General features: G+C 65.0%; 15 protein-coding genes. 10 read left to right on the forward strand and 5 right to left on the reverse strand.

What is annotated here, in order from left to right:
• The first annotated feature begins 236 nt into the window (after positions 1-236).
• The 4 genes from ACIPXZ_RS02210 (at position 237) to secA (ending at position 5,833) form a co-directional block, all read left to right on the forward strand.
• A complete protein-coding gene (locus ACIPXZ_RS02210) occupies positions 237-929 on the forward strand; it encodes a ComF family protein (protein WP_400590494.1) in 693 nt (230 codons plus the stop codon).
• Positions 930-1,077: 148 nt separating this feature from the next.
• Positions 1,078-1,758, forward strand: a complete 681-nt coding sequence (gene hpf / locus ACIPXZ_RS02215) for a ribosome hibernation-promoting factor, HPF/YfiA family (RefSeq protein WP_400590495.1) — start codon at positions 1,078-1,080, stop codon at positions 1,756-1,758.
• Positions 1,759-1,782: 24 nt separating this feature from the next.
• Positions 1,783-3,000 (forward strand): winged helix-turn-helix domain-containing protein, encoded by a 1,218-nt coding sequence (locus ACIPXZ_RS02220; protein WP_400590496.1) that lies wholly within the window; start codon positions 1,783-1,785, stop codon positions 2,998-3,000.
• A gap of 112 nt (positions 3,001-3,112) precedes the next feature.
• Entirely contained in the window at positions 3,113-5,833 is a 2,721-nt protein-coding gene (gene secA, locus ACIPXZ_RS02225; protein WP_400590497.1) for a preprotein translocase subunit SecA, read from the forward strand.
• Positions 5,834-5,919: 86 nt separating this feature from the next.
• On the opposite strand, the gene ACIPXZ_RS02230 is transcribed toward secA, so the two are convergent.
• Complete coding sequence (locus tag ACIPXZ_RS02230; RefSeq protein ID WP_400590498.1) at positions 5,920-6,438, reverse strand: Rv3235 family protein; 519 nt, start codon at positions 6,436-6,438, stop codon at positions 5,920-5,922.
• A gap of 106 nt (positions 6,439-6,544) precedes the next feature.
• The gene (locus tag ACIPXZ_RS02235; RefSeq protein ID WP_400590499.1) at positions 6,545-7,369 is read right to left on the reverse strand and encodes a LysM peptidoglycan-binding domain-containing protein; all 825 of its coding nucleotides are present in this window, start codon (positions 7,367-7,369) and stop codon (positions 6,545-6,547) included.
• Positions 7,370-7,508: 139 nt separating this feature from the next.
• Between ACIPXZ_RS02235 and ACIPXZ_RS02240 the strand changes: the two genes are divergently transcribed.
• Complete coding sequence (locus ACIPXZ_RS02240; protein ID WP_400590500.1) at positions 7,509-8,090, forward strand: hypothetical protein; 582 nt, start codon at positions 7,509-7,511, stop codon at positions 8,088-8,090.
• Between the two features lie 18 nt (positions 8,091-8,108).
• Here the strand turns inward: ACIPXZ_RS02240 and ACIPXZ_RS02245 are convergent, their stop codons facing one another.
• A complete protein-coding gene (locus ACIPXZ_RS02245; RefSeq protein ID WP_400590501.1) occupies positions 8,109-8,339 on the reverse strand; it encodes a helix-turn-helix domain-containing protein in 231 nt (76 codons plus the stop codon).
• Positions 8,340-8,493: 154 nt separating this feature from the next.
• On the opposite strand from ACIPXZ_RS02245, the gene ACIPXZ_RS02250 reads away from it, so the two are divergent.
• The 4 genes from ACIPXZ_RS02250 (at position 8,494) to ACIPXZ_RS02265 (ending at position 16,924) form a co-directional block, all read left to right on the forward strand.
• Positions 8,494-9,126 (forward strand): hypothetical protein, encoded by a 633-nt coding sequence (locus ACIPXZ_RS02250; RefSeq protein WP_400590502.1) that lies wholly within the window; start codon positions 8,494-8,496, stop codon positions 9,124-9,126.
• On the forward strand, positions 9,126-10,478 hold the full coding sequence (locus ACIPXZ_RS02255; protein WP_400590503.1) for a CpaE family protein: 1,353 nt from the start codon (positions 9,126-9,128) through the stop codon (positions 10,476-10,478). Before ACIPXZ_RS02250 ends, ACIPXZ_RS02255 begins: the two co-directional genes overlap by 1 nt.
• Before the next feature lie 83 nt (positions 10,479-10,561).
• Positions 10,562-15,409, forward strand: a complete 4,848-nt coding sequence (locus ACIPXZ_RS02260) for an NAD-glutamate dehydrogenase (RefSeq protein ID WP_400590504.1) — start codon at positions 10,562-10,564, stop codon at positions 15,407-15,409.
• Between the two features lie 12 nt (positions 15,410-15,421).
• Complete coding sequence (locus ACIPXZ_RS02265; RefSeq protein WP_400590505.1) at positions 15,422-16,924, forward strand: sensor histidine kinase; 1,503 nt, start codon at positions 15,422-15,424, stop codon at positions 16,922-16,924.
• Between the two features lie 67 nt (positions 16,925-16,991).
• Here the strand turns inward: ACIPXZ_RS02265 and ACIPXZ_RS02270 are convergent, their stop codons facing one another.
• Entirely contained in the window at positions 16,992-17,240 is a 249-nt protein-coding gene (locus ACIPXZ_RS02270) for a WhiB family transcriptional regulator (protein ID WP_066211085.1), read from the reverse strand.
• Positions 17,241-17,529: 289 nt separating this feature from the next.
• Here ACIPXZ_RS02270 and ACIPXZ_RS02275 point away from each other — a divergent pair, with 289 nt between their 5' ends.
• Positions 17,530-17,952, forward strand: coding sequence for a hypothetical protein (locus ACIPXZ_RS02275; protein ID WP_400590506.1), 423 nt, complete (start codon positions 17,530-17,532; stop codon positions 17,950-17,952).
• A gap of 4 nt (positions 17,953-17,956) precedes the next feature.
• On the opposite strand, the gene ACIPXZ_RS02280 is transcribed toward ACIPXZ_RS02275, so the two are convergent.
• Positions 17,957-21,382 carry an FtsK/SpoIIIE domain-containing protein gene (locus ACIPXZ_RS02280; protein ID WP_400590507.1) on the reverse strand — a complete coding sequence of 1,142 codons (3,426 nt, stop codon included), beginning with the start codon at positions 21,380-21,382 and terminating at the stop codon, positions 17,957-17,959.
• Between the last annotated feature and the right edge of the window lie 12 nt (positions 21,383-21,394).

The raw sequence follows: 21,394 nt of genomic DNA on the forward strand, positions 1-21,394 counted from the left end.
AATGTCCGCCGGGCACTGGTCATCGGCAGAGCGGAGCTGTTCAGCGCCCTCCCACGGGCCGGCACGCTCGGCCTGAACGCGGGTTCCGGCGGGTCGTCACGGAGACCCTCAGCGGCTTGCAGTCCCTGGCTTCGTTGATCACGAGCGCGCAGTGCCTGGTCTGTGGCCTGACGGACGTGATCCTGTGCGATGAGTGCCGCTCGGCTCTGCGGTCCGAAGGGGCGGAACCTTTTCGTGTGGAACAGCGGGCTCCGGCACTGGCCGGGCTCACGGACTTCCCAGTGTTCGCCGGTGCCGACTACGCACAGGCGACGGCGCTGGCGATGCTGGCGCACAAGCGGCAGGGCAATCCGCGGTTGGCGCGTGAACTCGCGGCCGTGCTGAACCGTGTCCTCTGGTCGGCAGCCGCTTTTCAGGCCGTCGAGGGCAGGTTCCCGGAGCCCGTCCTGCTGATTCCTGTTCCAGGGACGGGAGCCTCCTTCCGGCGAAGGGGCTTCGATCCCCTCGGGTTGCTGCTGGGCTGCTCCCGTCGAACGGGTCTGCCGCCGGGGTTCACGGTGTCGACGCTGCTGGCCGTCAGATCGGGCCCGGAACGTCTCCTGGAAATGGCTTTCTCCTTGCTCACCGGCGCTCCCGTGCCACGATGGTCAGGCTTCGGCAGCGGACAGAAAGGGCTCGGGGCTGCTGCCCGGCGACGGCGGTTGCACGGCAGCATGCGGCTGGCCCTGGTTCCACGGGGGATGGGCGCGGGGAAGACGCTGGCAGGAATGGTCTGTCTGCTGGTCGACGATGTCCTGACGACGGGAGCGACGCTGGCCGAGGCCGCCCGCGTCCTGTCAGGGGAGGGAGCCCTGGTCAGAGGGGCGGTCGTGGTGGCCGCCACCAGATCCCCTGGGACTTCTCAGGAAAAATACATGAACAAGGGGTGAATTAGTGGCCGCGATCCACTAACGTCGGGAGTGGGTACCAAGCCAAGAAGGTACCTGTCGATAGCGGCTCGGAAAGGGGCTCGACTGTCAAACAGACCGGCCCCATGAAGCGTCGTCGTCGTGCCACCGAAACACTGTGGAGGACACCATGGAGTTCATGATCAGCGGCCGCAACGTGACAGTATCGGACCGTTTCCGCGAGTACGCCACCGAGAAGCTCTCCAAATTGGAGGCTCTGGGGGACAAGGTTCAGAGGATCGACACCAAGGTCTCCAAGAAGGCGCATTCCCGCGCAGCGGACAATGAGCTCAGCGTCGAAGTCACCGTCCAGGGGCGCGGTCCGGTCATCCGGGCGGAAGCCGTCTCCGGTGACAAGTTCGCAGCATTCGATCTCGCTTACGCCAAGCTGGCGGAGCGCCTGCGCAGAGCCAAGGACAAGCGCAAGGTGCACCACGGGCGGCACACCCCGCAAGCGGTCTACGAGGCCACGGCCGGGCTCGATCAGCCCGGTTCCAGCCCGGCGGACGCCTCCTCGTCCTACGACATCGCCAACGACATCCCCGCCGGCGATTCCCCTGTCCTGATCCGCCGGAAGGTCTTCCCGGCGACCCGCATGTCGGTCGACGAAGCGGTCGACAACATGGAACTGGTGGGGCACGCCTTCTATCTCTTCGTGGATCAGGAGACCGAACGCCACTCCGTGGTGTACCGTCGCACCGGATGGACCTACGGGGTCATCACCCTGGACCCTGAATGCGTGGACGGCCAGGGCGAGGAACGGATCCACGCTTATCGTTCGGATGATGAGGACGCCGTCGTCGTGGCCTGAGCCTCATCTCAGACAAGGAGAGTCGTGCCTGAAACGCTGAACCTGGGGCAAGCCCGGAGGATCGCACTCAAAGCACAGGGACTCTCCCAGCAACGGCCCACCGGCCCCGCCTCGGCGCGGTCGGTGGGCCGTTGCTTCACCAGGATGCAATTGGTGCAGATCGACTCCGTCAATGTTCTTTCCAGAAGCCACTATCTGCCCTTCTTCTCCAGGCTCGGACCGTACGACCGTGCGCTGCTCGACCGTATGTCGCAGAAGGCGCCTCGCAGCATGATGGAGTTCTGGGCTCATGAGGCCAGTTTCATCCAGCCGGAGCACTTCACGTCCCTGCGCCTGTGGCAGCGACGCCGTTGGGTGGATGCGCGCGGTCTCGATCCGGTGCAGCGCGAGGAGCTCGGCGAAGCCGTCCTGAATGTGCTCGCAGGCTCCCGGCCGCTGACCGCGGCACAGCTCACCGAACGGATCGGGCATGTCGAGGAACGCCGGAAGGACCACTGGGGCTGGAATTGGAATGCCGTCAAGGTCGTCCTGGAATACCTTTTCGCTCGTGGGGATGTGACGTCGGCCGGTCGCACGGAACAGTTCGAACGGCGCTACACGGTGACGAGCAAGGTGTTCCCCGGCCTGATGACGGTTCCGGGTCCGGAGGCACAGGCCCCCGAAGTCCGGGACCAGGCCTTGGACCTCCTGGTCGAGGCATCCGCCCGGGCTCACGGCATCGGCACGGTGAAGTGCCTGGCCGACTACTTCCGGCTGCCGGTCCGCCCGGTGGCCGAGGCGCTGCAGCGGCTGGAGGCGTCCGACGTCGTCCGCCGCGTCGACGTCGACGGCTGGGGGACGGGGCTGTACCGCCATCTCGAGGTCAGGACGCCGCGCGAGGCCGGTGGGCGGGCGCTTCTGAGCCCCTTCGACCCCGTGGTCTTCGAACGCCGCCGGCTGGAGCGGCTGTTCGGGTTCCACTACCGGATCGAGATCTACACGCCCGCTGAGAAGCGCCGCTTCGGGTACTACGTGCTGCCGTTCCTCCTCCGGGACACGATGGCCGCGCGCGTGGATCTGAAGGCGGACCGCGGGACCTCCACCCTCGTCGTCCGCGGCGCACATGCCGAACCCGATGCGCCGGCCGACACGGCTCAGGAACTGGCTCAGGAACTGGAATCCATGGCCGGGTGGCTCGGGCTGGATCGTGTCGCCGTGACGGGTGGCGGCGAGCTGGACCGGTTGCTCAGCCGGTTTTTGTGAGCCCCGACGGCGAGGCTGTGGGAACCCTGGGCGGTTCCCACACGTGTCTCACGTAGACTGAACTGGCCGAAAGGCTTGCCCTGACACGCGTATCGATTGGGAGCACCCACACGTGGCCTCACTTCTTGAAAAACTCCTGCGCACCGGCGACAAGAAGACGCTCCGGCGTCTCCGCAATTATGCGGACGCCATCAATGCACTCGAGGATTCCTTCACTGGCTTCAGTGACGCGGAGTTGCGCGCGGAAACGGACCGTCTGAAGGAACGCCACGAGGACGGCGAGACCCTCGACGCCCTGCTTCCGGAAGCCTTCGCCGCAGTGCGTGAGGCTGCGTCCCGCACCCTCGGCATGCGGCACTTCGACGTTCAGCTCATGGGCGGCGCTGCCCTGCACCTGGGCAACATCGCCGAAATGAAGACCGGTGAAGGCAAGACGCTGGTGGCCACTGCACCCGCCTACCTCAACGCTCTCTCGGGCAAGGGCGTGCACATCGTCACCGTCAACGACTACCTGGCCGAGTACCAGTCGGAGCTGATGGGCCGCGTCTTCCGCTTCCTGGGCATGAGCAGCGGCTGCATCCTCTCCAACCAGGATCCCGCTGCTCGTAAGCTGCAGTACGACGCCGACATCACCTACGGCACGAACAACGAGTTCGGCTTCGACTACCTGCGCGACAACATGGCCTGGGACAAGTCGGAACTGGTGCAGCGCGGTCACAACTTCGCGATCGTGGATGAGGTGGACTCCATCCTCATCGATGAGGCGCGTACCCCGCTCATCATCTCCGGCCCGGCGCAGGGCGACGCCAACCGCTGGTATGGCGAATTCGCCACCATGGTCACCCGGCTTGAGGAAGGCCGTGACTATGAGGTCGACGAGAAGAAGCGCACGGTCGGTGTTCTCGAGCCGGGCATCGCCCGCGTCGAGGACTACCTGGGCATTCACAATCTCTACGAGTCGGCCAACACCCCGCTGATCGGTTTCCTGAACAACGCCATCAAGGCCAAGGAACTCTTCAAGAAGGACAAGGACTACGTCGTCCTGGACGGGGAAGTCCTGATCGTCGACGAGCACACCGGCCGTGTTCTGGCCGGGCGCCGGTACAACGAAGGCATGCACCAGGCCATCGAGGCCAAGGAGCATGTCGAGGTCAAGCCGGAGAACCAGACCCTCGCCACCGTGACCCTGCAGAACTACTTCCGCATGTACGAGAAGCTTTCCGGCATGACGGGTACGGCCGAGACCGAGGCCGCCGAGTTCATGTCCACTTACAAGCTGGGCGTCGTTCCGATCCCTACCAACCGGCCGATGCAGCGTCAGGATCAGCCGGACCTCGTGTACAAGAACGAAGTGGTCAAGTTCGACGCCGTCGTTCAGGACATCGTCGAGCGTCACCAGAGCGGGCAACCGGTTCTGGTGGGCACCACCAGCGTGGAGAAGAGCGAGTACCTCTCTCAGAAGCTGGCCAAGGAGGGCGTCCGGCACGAAGTCCTCAACGCGAAGAACCACGCCCGTGAGGCCGCCATCGTCGCCGAGGCAGGCCGTAAGGGCGCCGTGACCGTTGCCACCAACATGGCCGGCCGTGGTACGGACATCATGCTCGGCGGAAGCCCGGAGTTCACAGCCGTTGCTTCCTTGAAGGCTCGTGGCCTGGATCCGGAGGAGAACCCGGAGGACTACGAGGCAGCCTGGCCGGAAGCCCTGGAGGCCGCCAAGAAGGCCGTCAAGGATGAGCACGAGGAAGTGCTCGAACTCGGCGGCCTGTACGTACTGGGAACTGAGCGTCACGAGTCCCGCCGTATCGACAACCAGCTGCGCGGCCGTTCCGGCCGTCAGGGTGACCCGGGGGAATCCCGCTTCTACCTCTCGCTCACGGACGATCTCATGCGCCTCTTCAACTCCGGTGCTGCGGAGCGTCTCATGGCGTCGACGCTTGACGATGACACCGCTCTTGAATCGAAGATGGTCTCGCGGGCCATCGCGTCGGCGCAGGGGCAGGTTGAGGGACGTAACGCTGAGCAGCGTAAGAACGTGCTGAAGTACGACGACGTCCTGAACCGTCAGCGCGAAGCCATCTACGGCGACCGTCGGCGCATTCTCGAGGGCGACGATCTGCATGAGAAGGTGCAGTTCTTCCTCGAGGACACCGTCAATGCCGTCATCGATGATGTCACGGCTGAGGGCCACAGTGAGGAATGGGACTACGAGGTCCTCTGGACCAATCTCAAGACGCTGTACCCGATGACTCTGAGCCAGAAGGATGTCTTCGAGGAGGTCGGCGGCAAGTCCGGGGTGACGTCCAACTTCCTGAAGGAGGAGATCCTTTCGGATGCCCGTCTCGCCTACGAGTCTCGGGAGGGTCAGCTCGGCGAGGAGAACATGCGGGAGTTCGAACGCCGCGTGGTCCTTTCCGTCATCGGCCGTAAGTGGCAGGAGCACCTCTATGAGATGGACTATCTGAAGGAGGGCATCGGCCTGCGGGCCATGGCCCAGAGGGATCCGCTGGTCGAGTACCAGCGGGAGGGCTACACCCTGTTCCAGGCCATGATGGGTGCCATTCGCGAGGAGTCCGTCGGTTTCCTCTTCAATCTCGAGGTCGAGGTCACGGACGCTCCGGCTCCCGAAGGCGACCACGTTGCCGAAGGGCATATCCACGCCGCTGGCCTTGAGGCTCCCGAGGCACCGAGCCAGCTGCAGTACTCGGCACCTGCGGAGGACGGTTCCACGGCCACGCGTGTGGAACGCCCCGCCGGATCCTCCTCGGCGAAGGACGAGCGTTCCGGAAACCCGGCGAAGAGTGGTGGCAAGAAGGGCAACCGCAAGCGCCGTTGACCTCTGAGACCACCGGTGCAGCCGGTGGTCTCAGGTCTACGGTGGTCCGAGGTTTCCAGTGACCCGGAGCTTCCGACGCGACGCGGTCAACCGATTTCCAGGGCCGTGGCGATCCATGAGGCATTTCGTGCCTCCATTCGGATCGCCACGGCCCTGACGCGTTTCCGGCATCGGACGACCACGGTGAGTTCAACAGCCGTGGGACCGGAGAGCTGACCGTGGACGCTGTGTATCTGCGCTCCGGCATAGGGCGAGGCGTGATCGCGGCCATAGTGCGACTGGGCACCGAGTATGAGCGCGCGGCGCAGCTGAAGTGAGCGGAAGATCCGCGGTTCCACCCAGCGGGAGAGCTGCTGGAGTGGACGCGTGCCGTTCAGGCCTTCCAGGACGGCCTGAACGAGCCGGTGAGTCTGCCCCTTCACGTGAGCGAGCCGTTGTCTGTCCCGGAGCAGGATCGGCGCCTCGAGCCGATCGGCTCCGGGCCTGGGTGCCGCGGTCGTCTCGGCAGCTGAAGAGACGACCGGTTCGACTGCGGCGGACGAGGGATTCCGTGCCCCCGTCTTCGGGCGGGGAAGTGATGGTGCGATCAGACCACTCGCGTTCATGCATGGCTCCTCAGGGAAGGCGGCAGTGCCGCGATGGATATCTGTTCAGGCCTGCCCGGACTCGGCCAAGGGCTGTGAAGGCAGGGGCGGATCCGTGCGGGATCGCTCATCGGACTTCCGGAGCATCGGGTGGGGGTTGCAGCAACGTGCCGGGAAGCAGGCGATCCGGGTCCGGGCCGATGACACCCTTGTTGGCCGCATACCAGCGTGGCCAGGCCCGGGCGACTTGAAGGTCAGTGACATCGGGGCCTAGATGTCTGCTCACCACTGACCAGAGGCAGTCGCCGGTGCGAACCGCCACCTCCCGGGTTTTGCGTGAGTCGCCGTCCGCAACTCTCCATGACGGACCGAGCAGGGGTGCGGAGTCCGTGAGAGCCGGGGGTGGCGTCCATGTCGGATCCAGCGACGGCCCAGGCTGTTCGTCGGGCAGTGTCCACGCGGGATCGAGGCCGAAGCGGTCAATTATGGAGCCGTCGCTCTGCGCCGGGGCGAAGGTGAGTTGAGCTGCTGAGGGATCCCGGATTTCTCCCGCCGCCTGAGCGGGAGGCAGAACCGTCAGATTCAGCCCGAGAACGGCGAAGGCCAGTCGCTGCATGAAGGCCGGGCTGAATGGCGCGATCCGGCGCGCGCTTCCTGAGCTGCCCAGCGCCGTCATCCCGGCATACAGGAAGGCGGAGACCAGCGACAGGCCCCACCATGCGATGACGGACAGGCCTCCCCAGCGGGCTGCGGCTCCCACCAGTGCTTCGACGCTGGAGTCCCCATCGGAAAGAACAGCGGGGGCGCCGGGGCCTCCGCCCACCGGATGCGACGCCGCACCGAGCCAGACCAGGAGTGCCCCCAGGAGAAGAATGAGAGCCACCATCGTCACGTCGTGGCTGACTCGATGGGCCGGCGGTGCCTCATCCGATGGAGAGTGAAAGGAGCTCATATCAGTCCTTTTGATGTCATTTGATGCATTTTGGTGGAATTGAATACATCTTGAGGTCTTCTCGACGATTTGTCCAGCGTGTGGTTCTTCGTGACAGACCGCTCTTCCGTGGTGGCCGGTTGATGACTAGCCTTGCCCCATGCGATGGGGCTCACTCTTCGAGGACATGGAAGCGCAGCTGGGCGAGTCTGCTCGCCTGGAACGGGAGGCGTTGGCCGCCGAACTCGCCAGGGCCGAAAGGGCCGCCGTCGAGCTCTCCGGGCGACTGAGGGCCGGAGTCGGTGCTCAGGTGGAACTCTTGTTGAGCGGCGGCTTGCGCACGAGCGGCATTCTGACTCAGGCGGGCAATGGCTGGCTTGTGCTTGAGGATAGTGCGCGGGACTGGCTGCTGCCGTCGGCGCGGATCATGTCGGTTCGAGGTCTGGGCGGCGCGGTGGCTCCGCCATCCACGGCCGTATGGAAGGGGCTGGGCCTCGGGTCCTGTCTTCGCACGCTCGCTCGCGTCGGCCTGGCCGTCGACCTCCTTTTGAGGGGATCGGACGACGGCGGGGCCGGTGCTCGAGGGCGTATCAGGAGCGTGGGGGCCGATTACCTGGAATTCGTCCCGTTGTTCGATGTCGCGGGCGAGGCGCCGTTCACGACGTCGCCGACGCTGGTGCCTTTCCACGCAATACTGGCGTTGCGGAGTGAGGCCGGCGCGGTCTTCTCTGAGCGACCTTGAAGCTCGTTCGGAAGCGCGTCAGAGAGCCGGGTTTCCGCCGGATTGCGCAGAGGTCTCCTCGATGCTCCGGCGGGTGGCCTCGTACTGCTCCTGAATGTATTCCTCGAGCTTGTCGGCCTCGACCCGCCATACGCCTCGGCCCCCGACGCGGATCGCCTTGAGCTGGCCTGAGCGGACCAGGGCGTAGGCCTGAGACGAATTGATCTGGAGGACCTCTTCGACGTCGGCGAGGGTGAGGAAGCGAGGCATGGGACCATTCTGCCATCTTGTGGAGTTCGCCCCTCTGACGTTATCCACAGTTGGGGCGAATATTCAGTCACATCATTGAATAATTTGTCATATATCATGAAGAATGGAGCTCGCTGCTGATCGCAGACTTATGAATCCGAACCGGAGGACTGTTGTGAACGATGGTGCCCCGACGCGCTTGAGGAAGCCGTCCTGGAAGGATCCCAGACTCCTCCTGGGGCTTCTGCTCGTCCTGGCGTCCACGTCAGGAGTCGTCGGCTTGGTTGCAGCTCTCGACCAGAGCGTCGAGGTCTATGCGGCCAAAGAGCGATTGCCGGTGGGACAGCGCCTTGCGCCGGAAGACCTTGTCCGGGTGAAGGTGCGACTCGGCGACGTCGAGGCCGGTTACCTGCCGGTCGCGGAGATGCTTCCGGGCGACGCCGTGATGACGAGCTTCGTGGACAAGGGTCAACTGCTTCCGAGGGGCAGCATCGGCGCCGCCTCCTCGCTTGGCAGCAAGCCGGTTCCGGTCGTCGTGGACGGGGTTCTGCCGGAGCAGCTTTCGGTGGGTGAGCGCGCGGATCTGTGGGTCGCGGCGCCGGACGAGCGTAATGGCTACAAGGAACCCCGCCTGGTGGTCCCAGCCGTGGAGGTCTCCCAGCTCGTGGTTCCGCAACAGAGTTTCGGCGTCGGGGCTTCGCGGGTGGTCGTCGTTCTGGTTCCCGATTCGCTGGTCTCCAGGGTTCTTGCGGCCCAGGGGAACAGGTCGAAGATCTCCCTGGTCTGGAACCCGTTGGGGAAGGGCTGATGACGGCTTCGGTTGCTGTTCTGGGGACCGCGCCGAGTGGTTTGATGGATGCCCTCGAATCCCGGCGTTCCACCTCGCTGCGGGTGACCCGGTCGTGCGGAAGTGTGGAGGAAATCCTCGGAGCATGCCAGGCGGGCATCGCCCAGGTGGCGTTGTTCCTGGAGGGTGCGGAACTGCTGGACGTCACGACAGTGGATCGCCTACGGGCATTGGGCGTCCTGGTCGTGGTGTGCCATGGCGATCCTGAGGAGCGCGCAAGGTTATCCGGCGTGGGTGCTGTGGCGTTACCCCTGGAGGCGGGGATCGAACGGCTCGAAGCGGTGGCGGCGGGCACCGGGCAGGCGATCGTGCCGTCGTCTGTTCAAGAATCCCAGGATTCCGTGCCGTGGCCCGAGGCCGGCCCCGTGGACGAGGCTCCTGGCTCCCGCGGATTTCCGGACGAAGGGGAGTCCGGTCGTGGTGGGAAAGCCGTCGACGATGCCGCGGTCGATTCTGTTCCCCGCCTGCTGGCCGTCTGGGGTCCGGCCGGCGCACCGGGCCGGACCATGGTGGCGGTGAATCTCGCGGCGGAATTGGCGCTTGGCGGTCGCCGGGTACTGCTGATGGATCTCGACACCTATGGGGCCAGCATCGCGGCCTCTCTGGGTCTGCTGGATGAGTCCGCCGGTATCGCCCTTGCTTGTCGCCAGGCCGACCTCGGACGCTTCGACGTGGCCGCTCTCGCGAGAATCGCCGTGTCCGTGCAATTGCCGTCCGCCACGTTCGATGTCCTCAGCGGGATCACCCGGGCGGAGCGGTGGAGCGAACTGCGGGCCGCTGCTCTTGAACGGGTCCTCCGCCTCTGTGGAACCGTTTACGATCACCTCGTCATCGACACCGGCTTCTGTCTGGAAGGGGAGGAGGAAGCCCTCTATGAAGCCACAGCGCCTCGAAGGAACGAAGCAGCGCTGTGCGCGCTGGCGCACGCGGACCGTGTCTATGCGGTCGCTGATTCGGGCCCGGTCGGAGTTCCCCGATTGGTGCGTTCTCTTCCGCGTCTGATGGAGGTTGCGCCGACTGCCGACTGGGTTGTGCTGATGAACAAGGTCCGGAAGGAGACTTCGGGAAGATCTCCGGAGCGCCAATTGCGTGAAGCATGGGAACGTTTCGGCCCGGACATTCCCATTCGGGGATTTCTGCCTTTCAATCCGGCAATTGCAGACTCCGCACTCCGCGAAGGCACTGTATTGGCGGAGTCGGCTCCCAACTCGGAGCTTCGGAACGCACTCCGCGCTCAGCTTTGTGCACCTGCACAGCGTTCTCGAAGATCCTCTGTGTTTTACACCACGACGCGGTGGCTTCGATCGCGCTAGGCTCGCCACTAAGGCCGCAATGAAGCGGCGAGTCTTTCTCCCTGGAGGCGTGCAACGTGTCGCTGGCAGACAGTAATCCGACGATGACCCCGGAAACGGTCGACACTTACCTGGCCAATTACTACCAGCACCTCGCCCCGGAGGACCGGGCGCGATATGCGGCGGACGTCCTGCGGGACCGTGCCTTGGCCCACCACGAGCTGGGGGCGCGTCGCCTGCCCGAGCAGGCTCTCGTCAGCGTTCGCGACGAAGCAGGCAGCAGCGTGGTCATGGTGGTCACCGATGACATGCCGTTCCTGGTCGATTCCGTCGTCGCCGAGCTCGTGCGCCAGAAGCAGGGCATTCACCTGGTCGTCCACCCGATGCTCGTCGTCCAGCGCGATGAAGAGCACCATGAGGCGGGCAAGATCGCTCAGGTTCCTGCGCACGTCGGTCAGACCAGCGGTGACACCGCGGCGATTCCTTCGCTCGCCGCGTACGTGGCCTCCACGGGTTCCACCACTCGCCTCGAGTCATGGATCGCCGTCGAGGTCGACCGGGCCGACGAGGAGACGGCCGAACAGCTGGTCTCAGGCCTCGCCCGGGTCCTCTCCGACGTGCGGACCTCGGTTGAGGACTGGCAGAAGATGCGGGACAAGGCCGCTGAGATCGCGGACGAACTCGGTCAGCTCCCCGCCGAGGCAGGCGTCCAGGACGTAGCCGGCGCGCAGGCGCTTCTGCGCTGGATGGAAAGCCATAACTTCACCTTCCTCGGATATCGCGAGTACAACCTTCTCAACGTCGACGGCGAGGATGTGCTCGAAGCCCATGAAGAGGGCGGCCTCGGCCTCATGCGTCATCTGGGTGACGCACCCAAGATCCAGCACCTCACCGAGACCGGCCGGCAGCGGGCCCGCGAAAAGCGCGCACTCGTGATCACCAAGGCCAACTCGCGGTCCACGGTGCACCGTGCCGCCTACCTTGACTACATCGGCATCAAGAGCTTTGACGCCGCCGGCAACGTCACGGGCGAACGCCGGTTCATCGGTCTTTTCTCGACCAACGCGTACACGAGTTCCGTGCGTACCATCCCGATCATCAGGGACAAGGTGCGTGCGGTCCTGGAGGCCTCCGGATTCCCCATGGAGTCGCATTCCGGCAAGGACCTCCTGGGCATCATGGAGACCTATCCCCGTGACGAGCTCTTCCAGATGGACGTGCCCGAGCTGGTATCCACCGCGCAGGCGATCATGCTCCTTCAGGAGCGTCGCCGTACGCGCCTGTTCCTGCGTCCTGACATCTATGGGCGCTTCATGTCCGCCGTCGTCTTCATCCCGCGCGACCGGTACACCACCTCGGTCCGTCTGCGGTTGGAGGACGAGCTCAAGCGCACCTTCGACTCCGAGTCCATCGAGTTCGAAGCGCGGATGAGCGAGTCGGCGTTGGCCCGGGTGTTCTTCCGGATCCGTCTTCCCAAGAAGGCTGAGCTTTCGGCGTTCGACACGGATGGTCTGGAAGACCGCCTGGTGCGGGCGGCACGTTCCTGGTCCGAGGGCCTCAGCGAGGTGCTCGGGGAGAGCTATCCGGAGGACTCGGCGGAGCGTCTTTCCGCCCAGTGGAGCGAGGCATTCCCGGCCGGTTACCGTGTCGACTACGAGGTCGAGGACGCGCTGGTCGATATTCAGCGTTTCGAGGATTGCATCGCCCAGGCAGCCGCCCAGGGTGGAGACAGGGCGATCGAGCGTCAGATCCAGCTGCATGCCTACCTTCCCGAAGGCGTGGGGGAGAGCCTGGAGGAGGACGCACGGGTCAAGATCTACCTGCTGGCCCCCCGGAGCCTCAGCCAGATCCTTCCGGTCTTCCATAACCTGGGACTCGAAGTCCTTGACGAGCGCCCGTTCGAAATCGAGACCAAGGACGGGCAGGACTTCTTCCTGTACGACCTCGGCCTGAAGTATCCCGCCGGAACCGATCCGATCGGCAGCAGCGAGCTGCTGGCGTCCTCTTTCGCCTCCGCTTTGAACGGCACCATCGAGTCCGATCGTTTCGACCGCTTGGTTCTGGCGGAGGGCATGACCTGGCGTCAGGTGCTCATCCTGCGCAGCTACGCCAAGTACATGCGGCAGATGGGCAACACCAACTCGTACGGCTTCATCGCGGACACGCTGATGGCCAACGCCGAGGTCACACGCGGCCTCGTGGCCCTTTTCGAGAGCCGTTTCGATCCGGCTCTGCCGGGCCTCGACGGTGAGCTTGACGGAGAAGGCCGCACGGCCGTCATCGAGAAGGCCCACGCGGCGCTCGAGGAGGCCATGGCGGAGGTCGCCACGCTGGATGCCGACCGCGTGCTCCGGATCTTCATCAACCTCATCGACCAGACGCTTCGCACCAACTACTACCAGGGCAAGGACTACCTGAGCTTCAAGCTCAACCCGGCCGGCATCGAAGGCCTGCCGTTCCCGCGTCCCGCCTTCGAGATCTGGGTCTATTCGCCCCGCGTCGAAGGTGTTCACCTGCGCTTCGGCGCGGTGGCCCGTGGCGGTCTGCGCTGGTCGGACCGCCGTGAGGACTTCCGTACGGAGATCCTGGGCCTGGTGAAGGCGCAGATGGTCAAGAACGCCGTGATCGTGCCGACCGGTGCCAAGGGCGGGTTCTTCGCCAAGCAGTTGCCTGATCCGTCCGTGGACCGTGCTGCCTGGATGGCCGAAGGCATCGAAAGCTACAAGACGTTCATCCGGGGCCTGCTGGACATCACGGACAATCTGGTCAGTGACGCGGAGGGTGAGCACGTGGTCGCCCCGCGCGACGTCGTCCGGCACGACGGCGATGACACCTACCTCGTGGTCGCCGCCGACAAGGGTACGGCGTCCTTCTCCGACATCGCCAATGCGATCTCGGCCGACTACGGCTTCTGGCTGGGTGACGCGTTCGCGTCCGGCGGTTCCATCGGCTACGACCACAAGGCCATGGGCATCACTGCCCGCGGCGCCTGGGAGTCCGTCAAGCGTCACTTCTCGGAGCTGGATCTCGACACCCAGAGTGAAGACTTCACGGTGGTGGGCGTGGGTGACATGTCCGGTGACGTCTTCGGCAACGGCATGCTGCTCTCCGAACACATCCGCCTGCTCGCCGCCTTCGACCACCGGCATATCTTCCTCGATCCTCAGCCGGTCGCCGAGATCTCGTACGCCGAGCGCAAGCGCCTCTTCGAACTGCCGCGTTCGTCTTGGGACGACTACAACCGCGAGCTGATCAGTGCAGGCGGCGGGGTGTTCCCCCGCAATGTGAAGTCCATCCCGATCTCACCGCAGGTGCGTGTGGCTCTCGGCCTGCCCGAAGGCACCGTTCAGCTCAGCCCGCCTGAATTGCTGCGGTCCATCCTCCTGGCGCCGGCCGATCTGCTGTACAACGGCGGCATCGGCACGTACATCAAGGCGAGCACGGAGAGCAACGCCGAAGTCGGCGACAAGGCCAACGACGCCATCCGGGTCAACGGCGGTGAACTGCGGGTCAAGGTCGTGGGCGAGGGCGGCAACCTCGGTATGACACAGCGAGGCCGGATCGAGGCCGCCCTGCAGGGCGTCATCCTCAACACGGATGCCATCGACAACTCCGCCGGCGTCGACTGCTCCGATCATGAAGTGAACATCAAGATCTTCGTGGACCGGATGGTCCGGGCCGGAAAGCTCGCAGCCGAGGAGCGTGCGGAGTTCCTGGCTTCCATGACGGACGAAGTCGGCGAACTGGTCCTTCAGGACAACGTCGAGCAGAACATCCTGCTGCTGAATGACCGGACCCGCGTGGCCGAGTGGAGCCCCAGCTACGAACGCCTGATGGACTGGCTGGACGTCAAGGCCGAGCTCAACCGTGAGCTGGAAGCCCTGCCGACCACCGATGTCCTGCGGCAGCGTCTGGCTCAAGGACAGGGCCTGACCTCTCCGGAGCTCTCGGTTCTTGCCGCTTACGCCAAGATCGAACTGGCCAATGCTCTGCGTGACAGTGATCTGGCCGACGACCCGTGGTTCTCCGACACCCTGAGGAGCTACTTCCCGAGGGCCATCGCGGAGCGCTTCGACGCCGAGCTGGACAGCCACCCGCTGCGCCGCGAGATCATCGCCACGGTCGTGGCGAACGACATGATCAACGTCGGCGGCATCACTTTCGCCTTCCGGGCGATCGAGGAGACCTCCGCAACGGAGGCCGCCGTCGCCAAGGCGTTCATCGCCATGCGGGAGATCTACAAGCTGCAGGACATGCTGGACGGCCTCAACGGCCTTCCCGCATCCTTCCCGACGGCGCACTGGACGACCGTCCATCTGGACATCCGCCGTCTGCTGGACCGCGCGGTGCGCTGGCTCGTCGCTGACGGTTCGACGGCGGCGCCCATCGCCGAGATCGTCGCGGACTTCGGTCCGAAGGTCTCCGCGCTGCGAGGCCGCTTGGAGGACTACCTCCGCGGTGAGGACCTCAAGCGATTCCAGGCCTGGCACACTCGTGCCACTTCCTGGGGTCTGCCCGAGGAACTGGGCGTCCGTTGGTCGGAGTTGTTCGAGAGCTTCCCCTTGCTGGAGATGGCCCGCATCGCCAGCAACAGCGGTGAGTCCGTCGAGGACGTGGCGAAGGTGTACTACACCGTCTTCGACCGCTTCCACGTCGACTCCTTGCTGGAGCGGATCAGCGCGTTGCCCCGGGATGATCGCTGGCAGGCTCTCGCACGTGCGGCGCTGCGCGACGACCTCTACTCCACCGTGGCTGACATGACCACCTCGGTGCTCGCCGTCAGCTCGGAATCCGAGGAACCGGATGCCCGGATGGGGGATTGGGAAGAGCGCAATGCCGAACAGCTGACCCGGGCCCGGAACATGTTCGAGGAGGTCAACTCCCTTGAAAAGGACGACATGGCCTCACTCTCGGTAGCATTGAGGCTCTTGCGTTCCATCGTCCGGCACTGATCAGGAGACCCCGTGGCCATCTTCACCGATCCCATCAAGGAACACGCTGATTTTGGCCCGGGGGATGCTGAATGGCTCCATCTGCTCGTCGGGGACTGGCAGATGGTGGCCGATCTGGCCTTCGCCGACCTGGCGCTGTGGTTCCCCGATCCGGACCTGGGGTTCGTGGCACTGGCGCATGTGCGTCCGTCCACGAGCCACACGGTCTTCCACAGTGACTTCGTCGGCGAAGGCATCCGCTCCGATCTCGCACCGCTCGTGGAGCGTGCCTGGAGGTCCCGGCACATCGAGCGGTCCAATGAGGCCGCGTGGAGCAACGGGGAGTCCGCACTGAGGGTCGAGGCGATCCCGATGGTGCGCAACGGCCGGACCCTGGCCGTGGTCACCTCGCATCTTGACCTCTCCAGCTCACGGATGCCGTCGCGACTGGAGCTGACCTACCGTCAGTGTGCCTACGACCTTCTGAAGATGGGTACGCAGGGGCTGTGGCCCGACTTCGCATCGCCGACAGGGTCCCGTCGTGGCGCACCCCGCGTGGGCGACGGTCTGATCCGGCTGGACGAGGACGGCATCGTGCAATATGCCAGCCCCAACGGCGTCTCGGCGTTCCGCCGGCTGGGTGATATCGAATCGCTTGAAGGACGTTCACTGGCAGAGGTGACGGCCGGTCTGATCAAGGACCGCCGGCTTGCCGATGAAACTCTTCCTCTCGTGGTCACCGGCCGCATGCCGCTGCGCAGCGAGATCGAATCCCGCGGTGTGTCTCTGACGCTCCGGGCGATCCCCTTGCGGGACGGCACCCATCGCTTCGGGGCGCTGGTTCTCTGCCGTGACGTCTCGGAACTCCGGCGCCGCGAGCAGGAGCTGGTCAGCAAGGACGCCACCATCCGCGAGATCCATCACCGGGTGAAGAACAATCTGCAGACCGTGGCCGCTCTGCTGCGCATGCAGTCGCGGCGGATGGTGAGCGACGAGGCGAAGCAGGCGCTTGAACAGGCGATGCGCCGGGTGGCCACGATCGCCCGCGTTCACGAGACGCTCTCGCAGGGCTTGTCTCAGGTAGTGGACTTCGACGAGCTCATCAGTCCGCAGTTCCGGCTGTCCGCGGAAGTCGCTTCTCCTTCCCAGAAGGTGAGCACAGAGCTGACCGGGGAGTTCGGTAAGCTTCCCAGCGATCTGGCGACCCCGCTGGCCTTGGTCATCAACGAACTCGTGACCAATGCCGTGGAGCACGGTCTGCAGGACCGGGCCGGTACCGTCTGGCTGGACGCGAGTCGCACGCACAGCGAGGCGGGGGAGCGGCAGCTGACGGTCACCATCGCCGACGACGGCGTGGGCCTGCCCGCTGTGAACCAGGAACCGGCCGCTCGGGATGCGATGGCTGCTCCCGGCGAGGGCCTTGGCCTTCAGATCGTCCGGACCTTGGTGACATCCGAACTCAGAGGCACCATCAGATGGCTTGCGCGGGACGGTGGTGGCACGGTGGTGCGCCTGGTGATTCCGCTCGACGCCTGAACGTGACAGAAAAAGGGCCGGACGAGAACCTGTGGTTCTCGTCCGGCCCTTTGGGTCTGCGGAATGCTCAGGAGGCGCGACGGGCGCGCGCTGCGCGGCGCTTCAGAGCGCGGCGCTCATCCTCGCTCATGCCGCCCCAGACGCCGGCATCCTGGCCGGATTCCAAAGCCCACTGAAGGCAGGTGTCCACAACGGGGCAACGGCGGCAGACGCTCTTGGCTTCTTCAATCTGGAGAAGCGCCGGGCCTGTGTTGCCGACCGGGAAGAAGAGCTCGGGGTCCTTGTCCAGGCAGGCGGCACGGCTACGCCAATCCATGCGATCACTCACTCCAAATCTGTTTCTCAGGCTTTGTGAAAAATTTCACTTGGCCTTCCATAGGAAAGGGGCCATTTCTGGCCCCGCTGTCTCTATTAACAAGCGTGTCACGTTAACGCGGAGCAAACAAGGGGTGAAAGCTGTCAATGTGCCGAATAACGTGAGGAATAGATCACATTGAGAGGCGGGCCATGTCCTCAATTTGACTATGTCCGGTAGGGTGCGAGGGTGTCAAGGCCTCCCGTGGATCTCCGGGCCTGAGCCTTAGGCCGTGAGGAGAGAACAGCTGATGAAGCCCACCGACGCCGCACCGGCGGGTCCCCGCCCGCTTTCGGTCACGATCGTGTCCCTGGTCGCTCTCGTGGAAGGCATCGCACTGCTGGTGGTGGCCGCTGTCTACCTTGTCAATATCGTCACGGGTGCCCCCGTGCTGACGCTTTCCGGAGCCGTCTTCCTCATGGTGCTTTTCGCAGTGCTCGGCCTTGGCCTGCTGGCGGTCGGCCATTTCCTTTTCCGCGGCTATCGATGGCCTCGTTCCGGCGCCCTGGTGGCGCAACTCTTCGTCCTGACCATCGGTGTTCCCACGCTCCAGTCAGGCCTCGTCTGGCTTGGCATCCTCATGATCGTTCCGGCGGCGGTGGCCGCACTGCTGGTCTTCGACCCCAAGGCTGTTGCCTACGGGCGCAGATCGGTGCAAGCCGAAGAGGAATGACCTCTTACCTTTCATGCCCGGTCCGGGTTTGCCCCTGAATGTCATTCGCCTTGAACGAGTGCAGGCGCGGCGGCTGCTGCCCGGTGGAGCCGGCTCCTCTCAATTGCGCGAAGTGAAGGATCCCGCCGTGTGCTTCACTGCGAATGACCACCCGGCCAGGGACGCGTGGCAGGGAGGCGAGCGCCCGGCGCAGTCCAGGATCGGTTTCCGTTTTTGCCGATCGCAGGTGAATGACGTGTGTCAGGAGGCCTGAGGTACGAGATTCACCGAGGGCCTCGTTGCCGCAGAGCAGAATGTGCAGGCCTGATCTGTGGGCCGAGCGGAGGAGCTCTGTCAGGCGTCCTTCGGCCTGGAAGCGGTCCGATCGTCTGAACGTGGCGACGAGGGTCTCCCACGATTCGATGTACAGGATGGCTCGCGGCGGTTCGGAAAGGGCCGCCGATCGGGGAACCAAGAACTGCTCGAGGAGGGCGTCGACCGCCGCGGCATCGGAGATCCGATGATGAACCGAGTCCGGAGTGCCCAGCGGATGGCTCGATGTCCGATCGGATCGGGGGATTCCCGGTTCCGCTGCGACGGTGTGGAGGGTGATGTCACGGCCGTCTGTTCTTGCGTGGAGCAGGGCGCCGAGCAGGGCTGTGACCGCAACGGTGCGTTCTTCTTCGGAACCGAGCAGCCCGACGGCCTCGCCGGGACTCCAGATCAACGGTGCGAGCCGTTGCTCCTCGGCGATGTCGAGCAGCGCGATGGTCGCGATGGCGGCCGGTGAGGGATCGAACTGCGGGGGAAGCGCCGGGGCGAGGGCCGCTCGCGGCGCGGAGAACGCGCCGTGTTTCCAAGCTTCCAGGATCATGGCGGTCCAATGGCCGGAAACATCGTGCTCTCCGCGGACGGTGTGCTCGTCCTGTCGTGGCAGGCCGGTGCCAGGGAGCCACTCCTTGACGAGGATCTTTCCGGCCTCCGGAAGTACCGTTGCCGTGCCGGAGGCGAGCTGGAAGGTCTGCTTCGAGGCACCTTGGCTGAAGATCGTTCGACCTGGTCTGTTCGCCGGCAGTCGCGCAGCTTCTGAAGTGCCGATGGTATCCAAGGAGTCGAGTTCGGACTGCACCCTCAAGACGAGGCAGGACCCGATGTTCGCCCGGATGTCAGCGCTGACCGCACCCTGAGGCCGTTGGGTGGCGAGGATCAAGTGCAGGCCCAGCGACCGTCCGATGCTCGCCAGGCGGATCAGTTCACCAAGACTGTCAGGGGCGTGGTCCATCATCATCCGGAATTCGTCCACGATCAGACATACCCTGGGCAGGGGAGGGAGGTCTCTGGCTCCGAGAAGCCGTCGGTATCCCGGCCAGTCGCTGACACCGCACTCTGCGAAGAGGACCTCCCGGCGGCGTATCTCGGCGCGCAGGGAAAGCAGTGTCCGCTCCAGTTCCGCTGCGCCGAGATCGGTGATCAGCCCCTGCACCTGGGGAAGCGTCTGCAAGTCGTGGAAGGTCGACCCTCCCTTGAAGTCCACCAGGATGAGCCCTAGCTCAGACGGTGGAACCCGGCATGCCGCGGACAGGACGAGGGTGCGCAGCAGTCCGGATTTTCCGGAGCCCGTGGTGCCTGCGACGAGAACGTGGGGCCCGTCCTCCACAAGGTCTATGGAGACGACGTGCGTTCCATCGCGTCCCAGAGGGAGACGGAAGGAAGGACTTTCGACCATCTCGGTCCAGTGGTGAGCGATCTCATCGACGGTTCGCGGCAGCACCTCCGAGAGCGGTACTTCCTGGGGAGGCTCGGAGCGGTCTTCTTCGTCGTTCGCCGACGATGAGGAAAGAGCTGAGTGACCTCGGCAATACCGTTCTACGGCGCTGGGACGGGCCAGATCCGGGGTGAAGCGGGTCTGGCCGTTGTCCGAAGGGCGTTGATCCGCCGATGCCGGGTCCAGGACGACACCCTGGGCCCTGTCGAGACGGAGGACCCGGCCCGGACGGACGACGCGTTCACCGCGTGCGGGTGTGGCTCCACTCGATTGAACGATGATGCTCGCCTCCGGCAGGAAGGGATATTCGGCGAGGGATACGCCGGGTGCCGCGATCACAACTACTTCGGGAGCCGGCGAAGAGCGGGCCGGGGACGGTGCCGGTTTGGCGGGCTGTTCCTCGTGCCAGCTGAGGGAGGGGAGGTATCGCAGACAAGAGGGGAAGGACTTGGCCGGGTCGAACAGGACGATGAGGGGTGTCCGAGCGTGATGCCGGACGGTCAACTGGACGATCAGGCCGCAGACGAAATCCATGTAGTCCTCGTCTCCGGCCTCAATGCTGAGCCCTGGTTCCAGGTTCAGGAGGTATGGCGCATTCCGGTGGACCAAGGCCCGCGACCGGAGGCGGGTCCTGGAGCGGAGGAAAGACCTGGCCTTTGAGGGGTGAGTGACCGGATCCGCTGTTCGGGTCAGGTTCGCCTCCACATCGGCTGTGCCGAGACGGACCCAGAGGCGATTCCCGGAGGGGCCTGCCGAAGGCGTCGCTGACGGCGCAGTGTCATGACGCCGGTACGCCAGGAGCAGGGTCCCCAGCGAAGGGAACGAAGACTCCATGCGAAGCCGGTCGCGCCGAACGGACTCCTGCCGGATCGACCGTGCCGAGGCCTGTCCTCGGCCCGTGCCGATGGACGGGATGAGGAGGGGCACGGCGGACAGCACGGAAAAGAGGAGCAGCGGCCACGAGCCCGTGGTGGCTGCGAATGAGACGCCGGCCAGAAGAGACAGGACCGCAGTGAGCGCGCTTGTCAGCCATCCGGGCCCGCGATGCAGCGACGGTACCTGGAGAGGCTCATCGCAGGGCAGTCCGAGCAGACCGACGTCGACTGTCCAGAGCTCGCGCGCACGGAGCGCGAGGAGTGAGCCTCCGCGCCGTAGTGAGCGCTCCGTGGTGAGAACCGAGGGAGGCGTCATGCGAGCCTTGGCTCGCGCCCGCCGTCGTCCGGGTGTTGAGTGTTCGGTCCAGATGACCGAATCCTGTGTCACGGCCAGCGACCCCTGCCGTCGGGAGATCCTCGGATCCGTCATCGGCAGATCCGCTTGGCCACGCCCGATGTGATACTGACCACGGAACAGCGGGAGGCTGGCGCCGGAGTCGGGACCGGAGAGCACCACCAGATCAAGGTGGGCCTCGGGAGGTGTGCGGGCTTCCGGAGAAGGGGTCATGGACAGCTCCGACGCCACGATGAGACACCCGTCGCGTAAGGGGTCCGTGCCGGGGGTCAGCGCCTGCAGAGGATGCCCTCCCACCGAGAAGGACGAAACGCCGAAGCGGCCGGTCAACGCCTGGGCCAGGTGATCGCCGGTGCTTCCCTTGCTCAGTTCGATGGTGACCTCCACCGGGGTGGGACCCGGCGCTCCGCCCCGGCCCGCTGGATGCAGGAGGATCAGCGTGCATTCGAGCTTCATCGCTCCGTTCCT

Origin of the sequence: Arthrobacter sp. NPDC090010, from assembly GCF_044748305.1 — a bacterium.
Classification (GTDB): domain Bacteria; phylum Actinomycetota; class Actinomycetes; order Actinomycetales; family Micrococcaceae; genus Arthrobacter_E.

Excerpts from the sequence above, each read along its gene's own strand:
- hpf (WP_400590495.1), top strand. The coding sequence starts at position 1,078 with ATGGAGTTCATGATCAGCGGCCGCAACGTGACAGTATCGGACCGTTTC.
- ACIPXZ_RS02230 (WP_400590498.1), bottom strand. The coding sequence starts at position 6,438 with ATGAACGCGAGTGGTCTGATCGCACCATCACTTCCCCGCCCGAAGACG.
- ACIPXZ_RS02235 (WP_400590499.1), bottom strand. The coding sequence starts at position 7,369 with ATGAGCTCCTTTCACTCTCCATCGGATGAGGCACCGCCGGCCCATCGA.
- ACIPXZ_RS02240 (WP_400590500.1), top strand. The coding sequence starts at position 7,509 with ATGCGATGGGGCTCACTCTTCGAGGACATGGAAGCGCAGCTGGGCGAG.
- ACIPXZ_RS02245 (WP_400590501.1), bottom strand. The coding sequence starts at position 8,339 with ATGCCTCGCTTCCTCACCCTCGCCGACGTCGAAGAGGTCCTCCAGATC.
- ACIPXZ_RS02255 (WP_400590503.1), top strand. The coding sequence starts at position 9,126 with ATGACGGCTTCGGTTGCTGTTCTGGGGACCGCGCCGAGTGGTTTGATG.
- ACIPXZ_RS02260 (WP_400590504.1), top strand. The coding sequence starts at position 10,562 with ATGACCCCGGAAACGGTCGACACTTACCTGGCCAATTACTACCAGCAC.
- ACIPXZ_RS02270 (WP_066211085.1), bottom strand. The coding sequence starts at position 17,240 with ATGGATTGGCGTAGCCGTGCCGCCTGCCTGGACAAGGACCCCGAGCTC.
- ACIPXZ_RS02275 (WP_400590506.1), top strand. The coding sequence starts at position 17,530 with ATGAAGCCCACCGACGCCGCACCGGCGGGTCCCCGCCCGCTTTCGGTC.
- ACIPXZ_RS02280 (WP_400590507.1), bottom strand. The coding sequence starts at position 21,382 with ATGAAGCTCGAATGCACGCTGATCCTCCTGCATCCAGCGGGCCGGGGC.